The following is an 18,093-nucleotide window of genomic DNA, read 5'->3' on the forward strand; positions in this document are numbered from 1 at the left end:
TCGGGCTCCTGAAGCCGCTGAAACCGGAGGCCGTGAAACGTACGCCGCTTGATTGCGGCAAAACGGCGCGCGACGCAACGCCCCGTCACATTCTTCTGAATCTGCACTGGTCATGGACGACTTCGGGAGGTCGCAATGGTCAACTTCGCGGTGTTACCGCCGGAAATCAACTCGTTGCGGATGTTTGTCGGTGCGGGCTCAGCGCCGATGCTGGCGGCCGCTGCGGCGTGGTCCGGGCTGGGTGAGGAGCTGGGCTCGGCGGCGAATGCCTTTTCCGCGGTGACCTCCACGCTGGCCGGGCAGTCCTGGCAAGGCCCGGCCTCCCAGGCGATGTCGGCGGCCGCGGCCCCCTACGCGGCGTTCCTGCAGGCCGCCTCGGACCAGGCCCACGGCGCGGCCGGTCAGGCCCAAGTGGTGGCGCGTGTGTTCGAGGCGGCCAAGGCCGCCACCATCCACCCGCAAGCGATCGCGACCAACCGCCAAGCGTTCCTTCAACTGGTCCGGTCCAACTGGTTAGGGCTCAACGCCCCGGCGATCGCGGCCGTCGAGAGTCTCTACGACGATTTCTGGGCCGCGGATGTGGCGGCGATGGCCAGCTATCACGGTGGCGCCTCGGCCGCGGCCGCGCAGTTGACGTCCTGGCAGCAGGCGCTGCAGGGCCTGCCGGGCATCGGCGGGCTGTTCGGCGGGCAACCCGCCGCACCGGCCGCGCCAGGAGATCCCAACCTGGGCATCGGAAACAAGGGCGGCGGCAATATCGGCAACGGCAATGACAGCGGTACCGGCCAGGGCAATATCGGCAACGGCAACACCGGCAGCTTGAATCTGGGCGGCGGCAATTCCGGCAAGCAGAACATCGGCAGCGGCAACAGTGGCAACGCCAACATCGGCGCGGGCAACTTCGGCAACTCGAACTACGGTTTCGGCAACCTCGGCACCGGCCCCATCTCGACCAGCGGCCACAACGTCGGCCTGGGCAACTTCGGAAACTACAACACCGGTTTGGGGAACGCCGGCAACAACAACCTGGGCGGGGGCAATACCGGCAACAACAACATCGGTTTCGGCCTGACCGGCAATAACTTGGTGGGTGTTGGTGGTACGTATTACGACCGGGCGGCCGGCGTGTTCCATTTCGATGGCCTGAATTCGGGCAGCGGTAATATCGGGTTGTTCAACTCAGGCACTGGCAACATCGGCTTCTTCAATTCCGGTGATGGAAACGTCGGTATCTTCAACGCGGGCAGAAATATTCTGCCCGCGGAGCTGGGCAACATTCAAAGCCTGGGCATCGGCAACTCCGGCTACGGCAATATCGGTATCGGCAACACCAGTTCCGGAAACTTCGGCATCGGCAACAGCGGCTCGTTCAACACCGGAGTGGGGAATGCGGGCGGCTACAACACCGGCTACGGCAACTCGGGCAGTTACAACACCGGCAGCCAAAACTCCGGCGCCCTCAACACCTTTGACGGCAATTCGGGCGCTGTCAACACCGGGTTCTTCAATTCCGGCGACACCAACACCGGCTTCGGGTCGACCACCGACACCGGATTGACCAAGTCCGGCTTCAACACCACCGGCTATCTGGTGTCGGGCTTCAACAACACCGCAATCGGCCCCAATGCTCAACTTATGTCGGGGTTCTTCAACACGGCCAGCGGCGGCAACTTTTACAACGGCAACATGTCAGGCTTTTTCAACACCGGTGTGCCAACTACCCAGCCGCCCGTATACCTGCCGCCCTTCACCGCGAGCGGCTACAGTTCCGGCTTCTTCAATATGGGCTCCTTCGGCGGGGGCTTGTTCAGCATTGTTCAGCTGTTCAAGAACCTCTAGCCGGTGCTTGGCAGAGCGGTCAGACCCGCGCGGCGATGAACCCCGCAGCCTGGCCGGGGTACGGCGGGTCCGCGTATTCGCGGTGGGCGAGCCGGTCGCGGCCGCCGACCGTGCACACCGGGTCACCGGGACTGCACAGGTCGATGGCCCGCCCGGCGAACTGACCGGTGGACGACAGCGGGACGTTGAACCGGATACCCGGGTTCCCGAACACCGCGACGGCGGCGACCTTCTGGGCGAGCACCGGGTCGAGCTCGGGGGCCGAGCCGAATTCGCCGACGGTGTCCCCCAGGGGCGGCACACCCGCCAGCATGGAGACCGCGGCCGCGCCCTGGGAGAAGCCACCCAGCACGATCCGCGTCCGCGGGCACTGATCCGCCATGAACGCGATGTGGTCGCGCGCGTCGTTCGCCCCGTCGGCGGTGGTGAGGAAGTTGTAACTGGCCGCGTAGTTCACCGGGTACACGCCGAGGCTGCGTGAGCCCAGGGCCGGCCGCAGCGCGGCCTCGAGCGCGTCGCCGACCACGCCCATCCCGGGCGGCTCGGCGGTTCCCCGGGCGAAAACGAGCTCGACGTTGGGACAGTCATCGGCGCCCGCCGTCGGGACCGGGCCGCCGAGCAGAGCTCCGAAGGCCAGCACGACGGCCGCGGCGAAAATTGAAGACGATTTGTGATGCCGCACAAGGCAGATCATCACACACGCCGGGCAGCGGTGCCCGAGCAAGTACTCTCGCCCAGTGTGACCAGCGAACTCGCCGCGCAGGCAGCGGCCGTCATCGCCGAACGCACCGGTGTGGTGACACACGACGTCGCCGTGGTGCTGGGCTCGGGATGGTCGCCGGCGGTGGCCGCCCTGGGCTCCCCGACCACCTTGCTGGCCCAGGCCGATGTTCCCGGATTCGCGCCACCCAGGGCCGAGGGGCACAGCGGCGAGATCTTGTCGGTACCGGTCGGCGCGCACCGGGTGCTGGTGATGGCCGGACGCATCCACGCCTACGAAGGACACGACCTGCAACACGTGGTGCACCCCGTTCGGACAGCCTGCGCGGCGGGCGCGCAGGTCGTCGTGCTCACCAACGCGGCAGGCGGGTTGCGTACCGACATGGCGGTGGGACAGCCGGTGCTGATCAGTGACCACCTCAACCTCACCGCGCGTTCCCCCCTGGTGGGCGCGCAGTTCGTCGATCTGACCGACGCCTACGCGCCGCGCCTGCGCGCGCTGGCCCGCGCCTGCGACCCGGAGCTTGCCGAGGGCGTGTACGCCGGCCTGCCGGGCCCGCATTACGAGACGCCGGCGGAGATCCGCATGCTACGGGTGCTGGGCGCCGACCTGGTGGGGATGTCGACGGTGCACGAGACCATCGCGGCGCGGGCGGCCGGTGCCGAAGTGCTGGGGGTGTCGCTGGTGACGAACCTGGCGGCCGGGATCACCGGCGAGCCGCTGAGCCACGCGGAGGTGCTGGCCGCGGGGGCCGCGTCCGCGGCGCGGATGGGATCGTTGCTGGCCGACGTGATCGCCCGGTTCTGACCCGTGACGCCCGAGGATTGGATCGCCCACGACCCCGACCCGCATACCGCGGCCGAGCTTGCCGCGCTGGATCCGGCTGAGCTCGCCGCACGGTTCGCGCACCCGCTGACCTTCGGCACCGCGGGCCTGCGGGGGCCGGTGCGCGGCGGGCCGGACGCGATGAACCTGGCCGTGGTGTTGCGGGCGACCTGGGCGCTGAGCCGGGTACTGGAGCCGTCCACGACGGTGGTCGTCGGGCGCGACGCCCGGCACGGCTCGGCCTCCTTCGCTACGGGGGCCGCTGAAGTTCTTGCCGCACTTGGGTTTTCGGTACTGCTGTTTCCCGTTCCGGTACCCACGCCGGTGGTGGCGTTCGCGGTGCGCGCCACCGGAGCGGCAGCCGGCGTCCAGGTCACCGCGTCACACAATCCCGCCGGCGACAACGGCTACAAGGTGTATCTCGACGGCGGTATCCAGATCGTCTCCCCCACCGACCGCCAGATCGAGGCCGCCATGGCGCAGGCTCCGCCGGCCGATGAGATCGCGCGGATCCCCGTCGCACCCGCCGAAACCGATCTCATCGAGCAGTACGTCCGTCGCGCGGCGGCGGTGCGGCGCGGCACGGGTTCGGTCCGGGTGGCGCTGACCGCGATGCACGGGGTGGGTGGCGCGCTCGCCGTGCAGACGCTGCACCGGGCCGGTTTCGACGACGTGCACGTGGTCGACGCGCAGTTCGCGCCCGACCCCGATTTCCCCACCGTCGCGTTCCCCAACCCCGAGGAACCCGGTGCCGCCGACGCACTGCTCGCCCTGGCTGCCGACGTCGACGCCGACGTGGCCATCGCGCTGGACCCCGACGCCGACCGTTGTGCCGTGGGGATCCCCGCGCAGGACGGGTGGCGGATGCTGTCGGGCGACGAAACCGGTTGGCTGCTAGGCGATTACATCCTGTCGCAGCCCGCGCGCGGCCCCCGGACGGTGGCCAGCACGGTGGTGTCGTCCCGCATGCTGGCCGCGATCGCCGCGCAGCACGGCGCGGTGCACGTCGAGACCCTCACCGGATTCAAATGGCTGGCGCGCGCCGACGCCGAGCGACCCGGGACGCTCGTTTACGCGTATGAGGAGGCGATCGGACACTGCGTCGACCCCCAGGCCGTCCGGGACAAGGACGGCATCAGCGCCGCGGTGTTGATGTGCGACCTGGTGGCCTCATTGCGCGGCCGCCCGGTGTCCGACCTGCTCGACGATCTCGCCCGTCGCTACGGCGTGCACGAGGTGGCCGCGGTGCCCCGCCGCGTCGCCGACCCGGACGAGGCGGCCGCGGTGTTGCGGAGGCTTCGCGCCGATCCGCCGGACCTATTGGGAGGCTTCGCCGCGTCCCATACCGACATCGCCGACGCCCTGATCCTGCACGGCGGTGACGACGACACGTCGGTACGGGTGGTGGTGAGACCGTCGGGCACCGAACCGAAACTGAAGTGCTACCTGGAAGTCCGGTGTGCGGTGCACGGTGACCTGGTGGCCGCGCGGCAACGGGCCCGCGCGCTGTCCGGGGCGTTGGTCGCGCAGATCCGGCAGTGGTGAGTGGTAGCAAATGGCGGCGACCCGTCCCCCGCAAGCGGGAGGTGCCCCAGCGCCCGGCTGCGCCGGGCTTGCGATCGCCGCTAGCGCGGCCCGAACTGCCGGTCTCCGGCGTCACCCAGGCCGGGCACGATGAACGCCGTCTCGTTGAGCCCCTCGTCGATCGCCGCGGTGAACAACCGCGCGCTGGGCGCCACCTTCTCGACCGCGGCGATACCCTCCGGCGCCACGCACACGCACAGCACCGTGATGTCGGTGGCACCGCGCGACAACAACAGGCCGATGGTGTAGACCATCGACCCTCCGGTGGCCAGCATGGGGTCCAGGATCATCACCGGCAGGTCGGTCAGGTCGTCGGGCAGCGATTCCAGGTAGGGAACGGGCTGATGGGTGTGCTCGTCTCGGGCGATGCCGACGAACCCGACGTGCGCCTCGCGCAGCACCGCGTGCGCCTCGTTGACCATGCCCAGCCCGGCCCGTAGCACGGGCACCAACAGCGGCGGCCTGGCCAGCCGCACCCCGACGGTGTCGCCGACCGGCGTGCGGATCTGCACCGGCTCGGTGGGTGCGTCGCGGGTGGCCTCGTAGACGAGCATCAACGTCAGCTCACGCAGGGCGGTCCGGAAGCCGGCGTTGTCGGTGCGCTCGTCGCGCAGCACGGTAAGCCGGGCCGCCGCCAGCGGGTGGTCGATGACATGGACGTCCACGGCAAGTGACCCTATATAACAATCGGATTCAGGCCTGCTGACACGCGCATTTTCGTTCGCTCCGCGGGTCCCGAGCGCACCTATACTCCCGGCATGCGGGGTCTGCGACGGCACTTGACCAGGGCTTTCTGCGCCCTGACTCTGAGCGTGGCGGTGCTGCCGGCGCCCCGGGTGGCGCTGGCCGCCGCGACGCTGCCGGCGTATGCGCACGTCGTGATCGTGATCGAGGAGAACCGCTCGCAGGCCAACATCATCGGCAACAAGGCGGCGCCGTGGATCAACGCGCTGGCCGCCGGCGGGGCCATGATGGCGCAATCGTTCGCCGAGACACATCCCAGCGAACCGAATTACCTGGCACTGTTCGCCGGCAACACCTTCGGGCTCACCAAGGACAGTTGCCCGGTGGACGTCGGCGCCCAACCGAACCTCGCGTCCGAGTTGCTGGCCACCGGGCATACGTTCGGCGGCTACTCCGAGGATCTGCCCGCGGTCGGCTCGACGGCATGCAGCGCGGGCAAGTACGCGCGCAAGCACGTGCCGTGGGTGAACTTCAGCAACGTCCCGCCCAGCGTCTCGGTGCCCTTCTCCACCTTCCCGGGCCCCGGGAACTACGCGAGCCTGCCGACGGTGTCGTTCGTGATCCCGAACAACGACAACAACATGCACGACGGCTCGATCGCCCAGGGCGATGCCTGGCTCAACAGCCAGATGTCGGCGTACGCCAACTGGGCCCGGGCCAACAACAGCCTGCTCATCCTCACCTGGGACGAAGACGACGGCGGACCGCGCAATCAGATTCCGACCGTGTTCTACGGGGCGCACGTGCAGCCCGGCAGCTACAACGAAACCATCAGCCACTACAACGTGCTGTCCACGCTGGAGGAGATGTACGGGCTGCCCAAAACGGGTTACGCGGCAACTGCTCCGGCCATCGCAACTATTTGGGGCGGGTAAGCGTCAACAGGCCGGGTCGCTATTGTGTGCCGCATGGCTGCTGACCTCGTGCCCATCCGCCTGAGCCTGTCCGAAGGCGACCGCTACACGCTGTGGGCGCCCCGCTGGCGCGACTCCGGCGACGAGTGGGAGGCGTTCCTCGGCAAGGACGAAGACCTCTACGTTTTCGACAGCGTGGCCGACCTGACCGCCTTCGTCCGCGGCAACGACGACAACGATCTGGTCGACCACCCGGCGTGGGCGGACATCACCGAGGCCAACGCGCACAAGCTGGACCCGGCCGACGACAAGCGGTTCGACCTGGTCGCCGTGGAGGAACTGGTCGCCGAAAAGCCCACCGAGGAGTCGGTGGCCGCGCTGGCCGGGACACTGGCGATCGTGTCGTCCATCGGGTCGGTGTGCGAGTTGCCGGCGATCTCGAAGTTCTTCAACGGCAACCCGACCCTGGGCACCGTCTCCGGTGGCATCGATCACTTCACCGGCAGGGCGGGCCAGAAGCGGTGGGACGCCATCGCCGAGATCATCGGCCGCAGCTGGGACGACGTGCTGAAGGCCATCGACGACGTGGTCAGCACACCCGACGTGGACGAGGAGCTGTCGAAGCAGGCTGAAGAGGAACTCGACGAGGAACTCGAGGAAGAAGACGAGCCCGAGGAGACGGACGAGTCGGACGAGGGCGCCGAGGAGGCCGCTGAGGAAGCCGACGAGGACGACGAGGACGACGAGGACGACGAGGACAAGGACGAAGACGAAGACGAAGACGAAGACGAAGTCGAGGACGAGCGTGCCGAGGGCGACACCGTCGTGCTGGGCAGCGACGAGGACTTCTGGGCGCAGGTCGGCATCGACCCGGTCCGGATCATGACTGGGGCCGGCACGTTCTACACGCTGCGCTGCTACCTCGACGACCGGCCGATCTTCCTGGGCCGCAACGGGCGCATCAGCGTATTCAGCTCAGAGCGGGCGCTGGCCCGCTACCTTGCCGATGAGCACGACCACGACCTGTCGGACCTGGCGACCTACGACGACATCCGCACCGCGGCCACCGACGGCTCGCTCAAGATCGATATCACCGACGAGAACGTCTACGTGCTCAGCGGGCTGGCCGACGACTTCGCCGACGGGCCGGAGGCGGTGGATCGGGAACAGCTCGAACTCGCCGTCGAACTGCTGCGCGACATCGGTGACTACTCCGAAGAGAGCACTGTCGACAAGGCCCTGGACAAGGGCAAGCCGCTGGGCAAACTGATCGCCTACGTGCTCGAGCCCGATTCGGAAAGCAAGCCGGCCGGGCCGTACGCCACGGCGGTCCGGGCGTGGGAGAAGTTGGAATCGTTCGTGGAGTCGCGGCTGAGGCGCGAATAGCGCCGAGAGCCGGCGACGACGTTCAGCGTGAGCGTCGCGGCTAAGGCGCGAATAGCGCCGTAAAGCCCAGCGGTTTAAGTAGTCGACTACGCAAGACAACCCGTCGCGTCCGGCGTCACGATAATCCCGTGATCGTCACACCTGAGTCGATTGTCCAGGCGGCAACGGATCTGACTGCCATCGACACCACCATCCACGCGGCCCGGCTGCAAGCCGCGGCCCCGACGCGCACGTTGCTGCCGGCGGCGGCCGACGAGGTGTCGGCGGGTATCACAAACTTGTTTGCTCAGCACGCCGAGGATTTTCAGAAGGTGGCTGCTCAGGCATCGGAGTATCACGACCAATTCGTGCACACGATGACCGCGGCAGCCGGCTCCTACGCCGGTGCCGAAGCGGTCAACACCAATTCGCTGCTGCAGGTGCCCTTAGAGATCGTCGGCCGGTTGGTCGACAGCGGCCTCACCTCGTACTATCAATTTTCGGCGTTGATCGCCTCCTTGCCGCAGCCTTTTTCGCAGATACTCGGCGCGATGCTCGGTCTGCCGGTTCTCATAGTGATGGCTCCGTTCGCCTTGTTCTTCACAATCTTCCTCATCGCATCGTTCGCTTTACTTGCGTACAACGGAGTGTCGATATTCCCGCCCTACAACTTGTGAAGTCTCGAGACGGTGACGGTCCTAACACGACTGGGTAGCTCATTCGAGCACTGCTTGCCGCCGGCACCTCGCCCCTGCTTGCATGGTCGCCATGTCCGCGGTCGTCGCCGTGCCGGATCTGCTTGCCCAGGCCGCAACGCAGGTGACGTCCATTGGCGGGGTGCTCGAATCAGCGAGCGGGACGGCGGCGGCATCAACGCAGGCGCTGCCTCCCGCGGCCGCGGACGAGGTCTCCGCCGCCGTCGCACAGCTGTTCTCACGCTTCGGCCAGGACTATCAATACGCCGCGGATCAGGCCGCGGCGTATTCCCAACAGTTCGTCCAACACCTCACCGCGGCGGCGAACAGCTACGCCAGCGTGGAAGCCGCCAACGTGTCGGTGCTGGCGCCCGCCGCCGCCGGCATCCCCACCCTGGATCAGATCTTCTCGTCATTGGTCAGCACGGTGACGGGGCTGTTCTGGCAAACGCTGTCGTATCTCTACTATCTCGGCTTCCTGTTGCTCATCCCGATCTACGCAGCGCTGGCCTTGTGGCTGCCGGTCGCATTCCTGGGTTCACTTTTCGGGCTTACCTAGATATCGGCCGCGCAGGCCGCAAAAATAGCGTCCCAGTCCTCGATATCGAAGTGGTCCTTGCCCGCCGACCAGTGCAGATCCACGTGGGGAATCGCGCGTTCAAGGTAACGGCCCATAGCGTGCGGGATAAATGAGTCGCAGTCGCCCTGCCAAATGTGGGTAGGCACCGCGATCTCTTCCACCCGGAATGTCCAAGGCTGATAGTCGAGAAACGACTCATAGGCACCGCCCCGGCCACCCTGCCGGAAGGCTTCGAGCTGAGATGCGCGGAACTGCCGCGCGAAGAGGTCGTCCCGCAACTTTCGACGCTCTGGGTCGGGAACCCACGCCGTCAGAAGCCGGCAGAACAAACCCGGCCAGTACTTTGCGCACCAGCCCAGCGGCACGAATGCGGCGTCGAAAGGCCAGGATCCCAGCCGCGCAAGACCGCGATAAACACGGTCCTGCGGGCTCAAGGCACCGACGATCTCCGGCGTCGCCAGTGGACCCCAAGGTCCAAACGCGCCGATGAATCGAAGCCGCGTCGGCGGTATCAGGGCACCGCAGGCGAACAGGTGCGGCCCGGCTCCGGAATGCCCGACGACACCGAATTGGTCCACGCCCAATGCGTCGGCCAGCTCGCAGACGTCGGCCGGCCAATCGGAGAATGCGCGACCCGGCTGAAAGGTCGACCGCCCGAATCCGGGGCGGTCGGCCGCAATCAGCCGGAACCCGTTCCGCTTGGCTGCACCGTCGGCGAACACACCCTCCAGTCGGGAGCTCGGCGTGCCGTGGAAGTAGAACGTGGGATATCCGGTGGCGTCGCCCCACTCCTGGTAGGCCAACGTGCGGCCGTCGGGCAGAAGATGGAGTTGCGCCTCGTCGGTGCGGATGCGGTCGGGAAGCACACCGTGATGCTATTCAGAGACGGTCCATGGCGCGGGACATGCTCGAGGACTCGAGGAACGCGTAGCGCCTCGGCTGGGTCTGACGCCTGGCGGCGCGCTTCTGACTCGGGCCTTCACCGTCCAGGCCGAGGATGGCGATGGCGCGGGTGCGGATCTTGCTCATGGGTATTTCCCTTCGGTTGTGGGGGTCGAGAAGTTCGATGGACCAACTGTCGCCCGTTAGGCCGTCCGCGGGCATCGTCCGAAATACGTAAAGCCGGACAGGGGCGGGTCGTAGATTTCGCGGGCCCGCGGATCATCTCTACGTACTTCCGCTTAGATCCCTTGCTTGAAGTGGGTGAACGCTGGCTAGCATGAGCGAGATCCACCCCTCTTTGCTGAGGGCCAAAGGGAGCGTGAGCGCGTGTTGCTGACCGGGACAGTGACGCTGCTGGTAGCCGGCATCCAGGGCGCGGCCGGGAGGCCGATCCCGACTGACTCGGGAACGCCCGAATTCATGCTGCTGGACCGCCTCCTTTCTGAAGCCGCCGCCACCCACGGCGGTGTCCGGGTCCAGCCCGACGGGCATTTCGATCGCGAGAGTTTCGTGATCGCTTTCGGGGGTGCCGGAGCCGCGCTGGCATGCGCGCTGCAATTGCAGTTGACGCGACTCGACCCCATTCGGTTGCCCATCGGCTTACACACCGGCGATGTGCGCCTCAGCGACGACGCCACGAGCTACGTCGGCACCACGATCACTCGTGCGAGCCGGTTGTGTGCCCTGGCGCACGGCGGGCAGACTTTGCTCTCGGCCACCACCGCCGACGTCGTGGCCGACCAGTTGCCGGCCAAGACCTGGCTGAGCGACTGCGGCGCACATCAGCTACGGGACCTGGCGCGCCCGGAACAGGTACACCAGCTGTGCCACCCCGAGTTGCAGAACGAGTTCCCACCGCTGTGCACGACACACGGCGGCGTGGCAGCAGCTCTGCCGGTCCACCTGACCAATTTCGTGGGCCGCCGCCGCGAGATCGCCGAGGTGACCGAGATCCTCCGCGACAACCGGCTGGTGACGCTGATCGGCGGGGGCGGTATCGGGAAGAGCAGACTTGCCGTTCGGGTCGCAACCCAGCTAAGGCCTGTGTTTCCGGACGGCTTGTACTACGTCGACCTCGAGCCAGTCACCAGCGCCGACTTCGCACCGGCGGCCGTGACCCGGGCGCTGGGAGTCGCGGACAAGCCTGGTCGCTCGGTGGACGAAGCGGTACTACGTCACCTTGGCCAGCGCCGTGTGCTGATCGTGCTCGACAACTGCGAGCATCTGCTGGACAGCGCCGCCCGGCGGATCGGCGCACTACTGCGATCCTGCCCCGGCGTGACAATGCTGGCCACCAGTCGTGAGCCACTCGCGGTGGCCGGCGAGGTGACCTGGCGGGTGCCGGCGCTGTGCTACGAGGACGATGCGATCGCCTTCTTCGTCGACCGCGCCCGTTCGGCCCGGCCGAATTTCGGGATCGCCGATGACAACGCGAACCTGGTGAGCGAGATCTGCCGACGGTTAGACGGGATGCCACTAGGCATCGAGCTTGCGGCCGCGCGGGTTCGCTCGCTGTCGCTGCCGGAAATCAGGGCGGGCCTGGACGACAAGATCCGGCTGCTCACCGGCGGCGCCCGCACGGGGCTGCGCCGCCACCAGACTCTGCGCGCATCCATCGCGTGGTCGCACGAATTACTGAGCGAGTCAGAGCAAGTGCTGTTCCGGAGGTTGGGGGTGTTTGTCGGGCCCTTCGGACTCGATGCGGCACACGCGGTTGTCGGCTTCGGGGACATGCCGCGCTATCAGGTGCTCGACGGCCTGTCATCGCTGGTCGACAAGTCGTTGGTGGCGGCGGACAGTTCACCCGGCGGCACGCGTTATCGGCGGTTCGAGGGAATCGGTGAGTTCGCGATGGAGCGATTGGCCGAGGCCGGGGAAGTCGAAACCACGCGCAGGCGTCACGCCACGCACTACCTGGCCATGGCGGCGGTGCTGGACAGTCCCGGCCGTAACGACTACCTACAACTGCTGGACGGCATCGAGACCGAGATCGACAACCTGCGCGCCGCCCTGGCCTGGTATCGGGACAACTCTGGATTCGAATCGGCGTTGATGATGGCGTCGTCGCTGCAGCAGCTGTGGCTTGTCCGGGGGCACATCTCCGAGGGTCGCGACTGGTTCGAATCGCTTGTCGCACAGGCAGAGAGTGACGGCGTCGAAATCGATGCCGCGGTGTGGGCGCGAGCACTGGCCGACAAGGCCGTACTCAAGATGTTCATCGACGCGACCCCCAGCATCGAGGATGCCCAGCAAGCGCTGAAGCTCGCCCGCGACGTTGGCGACCCGGCACTGACCGCCCGTGCTCTCACCGCCTGCGGTCTGACCGCCGGTTTCAACTATCAGACGCAGACGGTCCAGCACTACTTCGCCGAGGCGGCCCAGCTTGCCCGTGCTCTGGGTGATCGCTGGCGGCTCAGCCAGATCCTCAGTTGGCAGAGCAGCGCCGCGATAGTAGCCGGGGACGCGAACGCAGCGCATGCTCTTGGCCGCGAAGGGCGTGACCTCTGCGACCTGATCGGTGACCGCATCGGCTCGCGTCAGTGCCGGTTGGCGGTGGCCTACGCGCAGCTGTGGCGGGGCGACCTGGCCGGCGCGGTCGCGCAGTTCGGTGCGCTGGTCGAGGACGGGCCCGACGCGGATGTTTTCACCTCGCTAGGTCTCAAGGGCCTGGGCGATGCGCTCGCCTACCAGGGCGACGTGAGTGCCGCGCGCGCGGCCAGTGCGGCCGCCATCGAAAGTGCCACCGGCGAATACTTTGTGGGACTTGGCTATTCGACGCTGGCTCTGACCGCGCTCGCCGACGGTGACGTCGGCACGGCGCGAGAGGCGGACGAAAAAGTCTGGCAAAATTTCAATGTCCAACCCCAGTCCGCCAATTTCTGGCGTGCCTTCAAGGCTCAGGTCCAGCTCGCGAGCGGAGACACCGCCGGCGCGCGGCAATCTGTCGAGGAAGGTGTGGAATCGGCGTCGGGCTGGCACCGGTCCCTGGCGCTGACCACCCGGTGCCGCATCGCGATCGCGCAGAAGGAGCCCGGACAAGCGAGGCGCGACGCATACGACGCGCTCTCGTGTGCCGCCGAAGTCGGTGCCCACGGTGGTGTTCCGGACGTCCTGGAATGCCTGGCGTGCCTGGCCGTCGACGACGGCAACTATCGCGAGGCCGCCCGGTTGTTCGGTGCGGCTGAGGCGCACCGAGTTCGCACGGGCTCGGTACGTCTCAAGGTTTACGACGGCAACTACGACGCGTCTGTGAACGTCCTGCGCTCGGCGATGAGCGACAACGAGATGGCGGCCGCCTGGGCTGAGGGCGCCGCCCTCTCCACTGCCGATGCGATAACCCACGCGCAACGCAACCGGGTTGAACGCAGACGCGCAACCAGTGGCTGGCCGTCTCTGACTCGGGCGGAACTCGACGTGGTGCGCCTTGTGGGCGAAGGACTTTCGAACCGGGACATCGCCGAACGGCTGTTTGTTTCACCGCGCACGGTGCAGACCCACCTCACCCACGTCTACACGAAACTCGGGTTCAACTCGCGAGTGCAACTCGCGCAGGAGGCCGTCCGGCGCGCCTGACGCCGTCATCTGCCCCTCCAATATCACCAAGTCCTTATCGCTCTTGCCGGCGATCATTCAATTCCGCTGAATTCGCACTGTCGGGGGGTGAGAGGTAGCTGGCAACGGCGGTAACGGCGGTACCGGGGGGTTGCTGGCAGCCAATGGCGGCGCTGGCGCGCCCGGCGGCATCGACGGTTGCGTCGGCGGTATCGGTGGAGTCGGCGGGTCCTGCGGGCTGCTCATGGGCCTGACGGGCGGCGGCGGGGGCAACGGCTACGGTGGCGCCGGCGGCCAGGCCCGGCATATTCAGCGCCGGCGGAGTGGGCGGCACGGGGTGGCATGCCACCGTTGGCCCGGCGCCTGCCCAGGGCCTCGCGGTGCCAACGGCACAGCGAGCGCAGCCGGTGTCACGGGGCGCGGGGTCAGGACTGCCACGAGCCGCGGGACCTCGCGACACTGACACCACACACACGACACGCCGAAAAACGTGTACCTGCATTCAAAGTCGAAAGAGCGCGGCGCGCGCCGATCCGACACCTACCCGATCAGCGCCGCATACCGCGGCTTGATCACCTCGTCGATTATGGCCAGCCGCTCGTCGAAGTGGATGAACGCCGACTTCATCGCGTTGATCGTGAAGCGCTGCAGATCGGTCCAGCCGTAGCCGAACGCCTCCACCAGCCGGTGCATCTCCTGACTCATCGTGGTGTCGCTCATCAGCCGGTTGTCGGTGTTGACGGTCACCCGAAAACGACTGCGCGCCAACAGATCGAACGGATGCTCGGCGATGCTGGCCACCGCGCCGGTCTGCACGTTGGAGCTCGGGCACAACTCCAGCGGAACTCGCTTGTCCCGCACGATCGCCGCGAGCCGGCCCAACGTCACGTCACCGTCCGGGTCGACCTGGATGTCGTCGACGATGCGCACCCCGTGACCCAGCCGGTCGGCGCCACAGAACGCGATCGCCTCGTGAATGGACGGCAGGCCGAACGCCTCACCCGCGTGAATTGTGAAGCGCGCGTTGTGGTCCCGCATGTATTCGAAGGCATCGAGGTGCCGGGTGGGCGGGTACCCGGCCTCGGCGCCGGCGATGTCGAATCCGACCACACCCTTGTCGCGGAACCTGACCGCCAGCTCGGCGATCTCCCGCGACATCGCCGCATGCCGCATCGCGGTGACCAGGCAGCGCACCTTGATCGGGTTGCCCGCAGCGGCGCACGCCTGCTCCCCCGCGGCGAATCCGGCCAGCACCGCGTCGACGACGTCGTCGAACGACAGCCCGCGGTTGATGTGCAACTCGGGGGCGAACCGGATTTCGGCGTACACCACCGCGTCCGCGGCCAGATCCTCCACACATTCGTAGGCGACCCGGTACAGCGCTTCCGGCGTCTGCATCACCGCCACGGTGTGCGAGAACGGCTCGAGGTAGCGCTCCAGAGAACCGCTGTGCGAGCGGGTACGGAACCACGTCGCCAACTCCTCGGCATCAGTCGCCGGCAACTCGTCGTAACCCACCTCGCCGGCGATCTCCAGCACGGTGGACGGGCGCAGTCCGCCGTCCAGGTGGTCGTGCAGCAGCGCCTTGGGCGCCTGCTGAATCTGTTCGAGGCTCAGGTTCATCGCGTGATCCGATCGATAATCAACGGCCTGCGCGCGGGCGCGTCGTCTCCCACGGTGAAGGCACCGTCCAATTCCGCCAGCGCGGGACTCAGACGCTCCGGTGTCTCGGTGTAGAGCGTGAACAACACCTCGCCCGCTGCGACCGGCTCCCCCGGACGCCGATGGATCGTGATGCCCGCCCCGTGCTGCACCCGCGCCCCCGGCCGGGATCTGCCCGCTCCGAGGCGCCATGCCGCCAGCCCCACTGCCATCGCGTCGATGTCGCCCATTGTGCCGCCCCGGGCGGCCGTCACGGTTTCCGAATACCCACCAATCGGCAACGGTTTCGACAAATCACCGCCCTGGGCGGCCACCAGCCGGGCGAACCGGTCCATCGCGGTGCCGTCGTGCAACGTCTGCGCCGGGTCGACACCGTCGACCCCGGCCAGCTCCAGCATCTCCGCGGCCAACCGCAGGGTCAGCTCCACCACGTCGGACGGCCCGCCGCCGGCCAGCACCTCGAGCGACTCCTGCACCTCCACCGAGTTGCCGACGGCCCGGCCCAGCGGGCACTCCATGTCGGTGAGCAGCGCGCGGGTCGGCACCCCGTGCGCGATGCCCAGCTCGACCATGGTGTGCGCCAGCTCGCGGGAGCGCGCTTCCGGCTTGAGATATGCACCCGAGCCGACCTTGACGTCGAGCACCAACGCTCCGGCGCCCTCGGCCAGCTTCTTGCTCATGATCGAACTCGCGATCAACGGCAGCGACTCGACGGTGCCGGTGATGTCGCGCAGCGCGTACAGCTTGGCGTCGGCCGGCGCCAGCTCACCGGCCGCGAAGATGGCGGCGCCGACGTCGCAAAGTTGTTCGCGCAGCCGCTGGTTGGACAGGTTCGCACTGAAGCCCGGGATGGATTCCAGCTTGTCCAGGGTGCCGCCGGCGTGGCCCAGTCCGCGCCCGGCCGCCTGCGGAACCGCGGCGCCGCAGGCCGCGACGACGGGCACCACGGGCAGCGTGATCTTGTCGCCGACTCCACCGGTGGAGTGCTTGTCGACGGTCGGCAGACCGAGGTCGGTGAAATCCATTCGCGGACCCGAGGCCAGCATGGCCGCGGTCCACCGGGCGATCTCGTCACGGTCCATCCCGCGCAGGAAGATCGCCATCAACAGGGCCGACATCTGCTCGGGCGCAACCGTGCCCTCGGTGTACGCGTCGATCACCCAATCGATCGCGGCGTCAGACAGCCGGCCGCCGTCCCGCTTGGTGCGGATCACGGTGGGCGCATCGAATGCGTTGTCAGTCAACGAGATTCCCGAAAAAGGTCATGGGGACCGAAGGCGTCGGGCAGCAACTCACCGAGTGATCGCGCCCCGCCGGGATGGTCGATCAACATCTCCGGGCCGCCGTGTTCGAGCAGCACCTGACGGCATCTGCCGCACGGCATCAGCGGCGCACCGCCGGAGTCCACGCACGCGAGCGCCAGCAACCGGCCGCCACCGCCGGCGTGCAGTGCGCACACGACACCGCACTCGGCGCACAGACCAAGTCCATATGAGACATTTTCCACATTGCATCCGGTCACGATCCGACCGTCATCGACCAGGGCCGCCGCACCAACCGGGAACCGCGAATACGGCGCGTAGGCGTCAGCCGAAGCAGCGATTGCCTTGTCCCGCAGCACATTCCAATCAACTTCAGCCATTCGCATCCCCGCCCGCAGTTGAGCTGACCCGACCAGCCCACCCTAGCCCGCCGCGCAAGACAGGACGCGGATCACATCGTGGCGCTACCGCGGGCAACCTCCGCCGAGCTAAGCTCGCGATTACCGGTTTATGCGTTTGATCAGCCGGTTTCCCAACGGCGTGAATGAGGTGAGTATTCAGGTGGTCTCGAAGACGGCAACCACGGATCCGCCGGTTTCGGAATCGACACGCAAGCGCAAGCCACCGCGGACTCTTTACCGCGGCGACCCCGGCATGTGGGCGTGGGTGTTGCACCGCATCAGCGGGGCCACCATCTTCTTCTTCCTGTTCGTCCACGTCCTGGACTCGGCGGTGCTGCGGGTCAGCCCACAGGCCTACAACACGGTGCTGGCGGACTACAAGACGCCCATCGTCGGACTCATGGAGTACGGACTGGTGGCCGCCGTGGGCTTCCACGCGCTCAACGGGATCAGGGTCATCCTGATCGACTTCTGGTCCGAGGGCCCCCGCTACCAGCGGCGGATGTTGTGGATCGTCGCCGTGACGTTCCTGATCATGCTGGTGATGGCCGGCGTGGTGACCGGTATCCACATGTGGGAGCACTTCAAATGAGCAGCCCCGACCTGCAACTCGGACCCGGTCAGACCGCACCGGTGCAGCAGCGCGCCTACTACCGGCCGGCCAGCCTGGACAACCCTCGTTCGCCGCGCCGCCGTGCCGGCATCCCGAACTTCGAGAAGTTCGCCTGGCTGTTCATGCGGTTCTCCGGCATCGCGCTGGTCTTCCTGGCCATCGGCCACCTGTTCATCATGCTGATGTGGGACAACGGCGTGTACCGCATCGACTTCAACTACGTGGCGCAGCGGTGGGCCTCGCCGTTCTGGCAGGTGTGGGACCTGCTGCTGCTATGGCTGGCACAGCTGCACGGCGGCAACGGGATTCGCACCATCATCGATGACTACAGCCGCAAGAACATCACCCGATTCTGGCTGAACGCGCTGCTGACGGTGTCGATGGTGTTCACGCTGATGCTCGGGACTTACGTGTTGATGACGTTCAACCCCAACGTTTCGTAACAGACCTTGTT

18 protein-coding genes are annotated in these 18,093 nt (G+C 67.1%); 11 read left to right on the plus strand and 7 right to left on the minus strand.

Going from position 1 to position 18,093, the window contains the following annotated elements:
• The first annotated feature begins 135 nt into the window (after window positions 1-135).
• Window positions 136-1,839 carry a PPE family protein gene (locus QXK92_RS13155; protein ID WP_306242045.1) on the plus strand — a complete coding sequence of 568 codons (1,704 nt, stop codon included), beginning with the start codon at window positions 136-138 and terminating at the stop codon, window positions 1,837-1,839.
• 19 nt (window positions 1,840-1,858) lie between these two features.
• Here the strand turns inward: QXK92_RS13155 and QXK92_RS13160 are convergent, their stop codons facing one another.
• Entirely contained in the window at window positions 1,859-2,533 is a 675-nt protein-coding gene (locus tag QXK92_RS13160) for a cutinase family protein (protein ID WP_371934162.1), read from the minus strand.
• On the opposite strand from QXK92_RS13160, the gene QXK92_RS13165 reads away from it, so the two are divergent.
• Together QXK92_RS13165 and QXK92_RS13170 are read left to right on the plus strand one after the other, a co-directional pair.
• The gene (locus tag QXK92_RS13165; protein ID WP_306242046.1) at window positions 2,513-3,367 is read left to right on the plus strand and encodes a purine-nucleoside phosphorylase; all 855 of its coding nucleotides are present in this window, start codon (window positions 2,513-2,515) and stop codon (window positions 3,365-3,367) included. The two genes, QXK92_RS13160 and QXK92_RS13165, sit on opposite strands and share 21 nt — an antisense overlap.
• Window positions 3,368-3,370: 3 nt before the next feature.
• Window positions 3,371-4,930, plus strand: a complete 1,560-nt coding sequence (locus QXK92_RS13170; RefSeq protein ID WP_306242047.1) for a phospho-sugar mutase — start codon at window positions 3,371-3,373, stop codon at window positions 4,928-4,930.
• 80 nt (window positions 4,931-5,010) lie between these two features.
• Here the strand turns inward: QXK92_RS13170 and upp are convergent, their stop codons facing one another.
• Window positions 5,011-5,634, minus strand: a complete 624-nt coding sequence (gene upp / locus QXK92_RS13175) for a uracil phosphoribosyltransferase (RefSeq protein ID WP_306242048.1) — start codon at window positions 5,632-5,634, stop codon at window positions 5,011-5,013.
• Between the two features lie 93 nt (window positions 5,635-5,727).
• On the opposite strand from upp, the gene QXK92_RS13180 reads away from it, so the two are divergent.
• The 4 genes from QXK92_RS13180 to QXK92_RS13195 all read left to right on the plus strand — a co-directional run bounded on the left by QXK92_RS13180 (window position 5,728) and on the right by QXK92_RS13195 (window position 9,186).
• Complete coding sequence (locus tag QXK92_RS13180) at window positions 5,728-6,588, plus strand: alkaline phosphatase family protein (RefSeq protein ID WP_306242049.1); 861 nt, start codon at window positions 5,728-5,730, stop codon at window positions 6,586-6,588.
• Window positions 6,589-6,621: 33 nt separating this feature from the next.
• Window positions 6,622-7,953 carry a primosomal protein gene (locus QXK92_RS13185; RefSeq protein ID WP_306242050.1) on the plus strand — a complete coding sequence of 444 codons (1,332 nt, stop codon included), beginning with the start codon at window positions 6,622-6,624 and terminating at the stop codon, window positions 7,951-7,953.
• A gap of 128 nt (window positions 7,954-8,081) precedes the next feature.
• Window positions 8,082-8,609 carry a PE family protein gene (locus QXK92_RS13190; protein WP_306242051.1) on the plus strand — a complete coding sequence of 176 codons (528 nt, stop codon included), beginning with the start codon at window positions 8,082-8,084 and terminating at the stop codon, window positions 8,607-8,609.
• Between the two features lie 91 nt (window positions 8,610-8,700).
• Entirely contained in the window at window positions 8,701-9,186 is a 486-nt protein-coding gene (locus QXK92_RS13195; protein WP_306242052.1) for a PE family protein, read from the plus strand.
• On the opposite strand, the gene QXK92_RS13200 is transcribed toward QXK92_RS13195, so the two are convergent.
• Window positions 9,183-10,073, minus strand: a complete 891-nt coding sequence (locus tag QXK92_RS13200; RefSeq protein WP_306242053.1) for an alpha/beta fold hydrolase — start codon at window positions 10,071-10,073, stop codon at window positions 9,183-9,185. The genes QXK92_RS13195 and QXK92_RS13200 overlap by 4 nt on opposite strands.
• Before the next feature lie 13 nt (window positions 10,074-10,086).
• Complete coding sequence (locus QXK92_RS13205; RefSeq protein WP_306242054.1) at window positions 10,087-10,236, minus strand: hypothetical protein; 150 nt, start codon at window positions 10,234-10,236, stop codon at window positions 10,087-10,089.
• Window positions 10,237-10,476: 240 nt separating this feature from the next.
• Here QXK92_RS13205 and QXK92_RS13210 point away from each other — a divergent pair, with 240 nt between their 5' ends.
• Window positions 10,477-13,722, plus strand: a complete 3,246-nt coding sequence (locus tag QXK92_RS13210) for a LuxR C-terminal-related transcriptional regulator (protein WP_306242055.1) — start codon at window positions 10,477-10,479, stop codon at window positions 13,720-13,722.
• A 130-nt stretch (window positions 13,723-13,852) separates the two neighbouring features.
• Entirely contained in the window at window positions 13,853-14,164 is a 312-nt protein-coding gene (locus QXK92_RS13215; RefSeq protein WP_306242056.1) for a hypothetical protein, read from the plus strand.
• Between the two features lie 77 nt (window positions 14,165-14,241).
• On the opposite strand, the gene QXK92_RS13220 is transcribed toward QXK92_RS13215, so the two are convergent.
• Genes QXK92_RS13220 through QXK92_RS13230 form a run of 3 tightly spaced genes read right to left on the minus strand, consistent with a single transcriptional unit; the run spans window position 14,242 to window position 17,005 of the window.
• A complete protein-coding gene (locus QXK92_RS13220) occupies window positions 14,242-15,324 on the minus strand; it encodes an adenosine deaminase (protein WP_306242057.1) in 1,083 nt (360 codons plus the stop codon).
• The gene (locus QXK92_RS13225; protein ID WP_306242058.1) at window positions 15,321-16,607 is read right to left on the minus strand and encodes a thymidine phosphorylase; all 1,287 of its coding nucleotides are present in this window, start codon (window positions 16,605-16,607) and stop codon (window positions 15,321-15,323) included. The genes QXK92_RS13220 and QXK92_RS13225 overlap by 4 nt, the downstream gene beginning before the upstream one ends.
• Complete coding sequence (locus tag QXK92_RS13230; protein ID WP_306242059.1) at window positions 16,604-17,005, minus strand: cytidine deaminase; 402 nt, start codon at window positions 17,003-17,005, stop codon at window positions 16,604-16,606. Before QXK92_RS13230 ends, QXK92_RS13225 begins: the two co-directional genes overlap by 4 nt.
• A 274-nt stretch (window positions 17,006-17,279) precedes the next feature.
• On the opposite strand from QXK92_RS13230, the gene sdhC reads away from it, so the two are divergent.
• Complete coding sequence (gene sdhC, locus QXK92_RS13235) at window positions 17,280-17,618, plus strand: succinate dehydrogenase, cytochrome b556 subunit (protein ID WP_306244400.1); 339 nt, start codon at window positions 17,280-17,282, stop codon at window positions 17,616-17,618.
• Complete coding sequence (locus tag QXK92_RS13240) at window positions 17,615-18,082, plus strand: succinate dehydrogenase hydrophobic membrane anchor subunit (RefSeq protein WP_306242060.1); 468 nt, start codon at window positions 17,615-17,617, stop codon at window positions 18,080-18,082. The genes sdhC and QXK92_RS13240 overlap by 4 nt, the downstream gene beginning before the upstream one ends.
• Window positions 18,083-18,093: the final 11 nt, after the last annotated feature.

Source organism: Mycobacterium sp. TY815 (assembly GCF_030755135.1).
In the GTDB taxonomy this organism is placed as follows: domain Bacteria; phylum Actinomycetota; class Actinomycetes; order Mycobacteriales; family Mycobacteriaceae; genus Mycobacterium.

Coding starts and splice junctions, on each gene's coding strand:
- QXK92_RS13230 (WP_306242059.1), bottom strand. CDS start 17,005: ATGGCTGAAGTTGATTGGAATGTGCTGCGGGACAAGGCAATCGCTGCT.
- QXK92_RS13220 (WP_306242057.1), bottom strand. CDS start 15,324: ATGAACCTGAGCCTCGAACAGATTCAGCAGGCGCCCAAGGCGCTGCTG.
- QXK92_RS13185 (WP_306242050.1), top strand. CDS start 6,622: ATGGCTGCTGACCTCGTGCCCATCCGCCTGAGCCTGTCCGAAGGCGAC.
- QXK92_RS13160 (WP_371934162.1), bottom strand. CDS start 2,533: ATGATCTGCCTTGTGCGGCATCACAAATCGTCTTCAATTTTCGCCGCG.
- QXK92_RS13205 (WP_306242054.1), bottom strand. CDS start 10,236: ATGAGCAAGATCCGCACCCGCGCCATCGCCATCCTCGGCCTGGACGGT.
- QXK92_RS13180 (WP_306242049.1), top strand. CDS start 5,728: ATGCGGGGTCTGCGACGGCACTTGACCAGGGCTTTCTGCGCCCTGACT.
- QXK92_RS13240 (WP_306242060.1), top strand. CDS start 17,615: ATGAGCAGCCCCGACCTGCAACTCGGACCCGGTCAGACCGCACCGGTG.
- QXK92_RS13155 (WP_306242045.1), top strand. CDS start 136: ATGGTCAACTTCGCGGTGTTACCGCCGGAAATCAACTCGTTGCGGATG.
- QXK92_RS13165 (WP_306242046.1), top strand. CDS start 2,513: ATGCCGCACAAGGCAGATCATCACACACGCCGGGCAGCGGTGCCCGAG.
- QXK92_RS13195 (WP_306242052.1), top strand. CDS start 8,701: ATGTCCGCGGTCGTCGCCGTGCCGGATCTGCTTGCCCAGGCCGCAACG.
- sdhC (WP_306244400.1), top strand. CDS start 17,280: ATGTGGGCGTGGGTGTTGCACCGCATCAGCGGGGCCACCATCTTCTTC.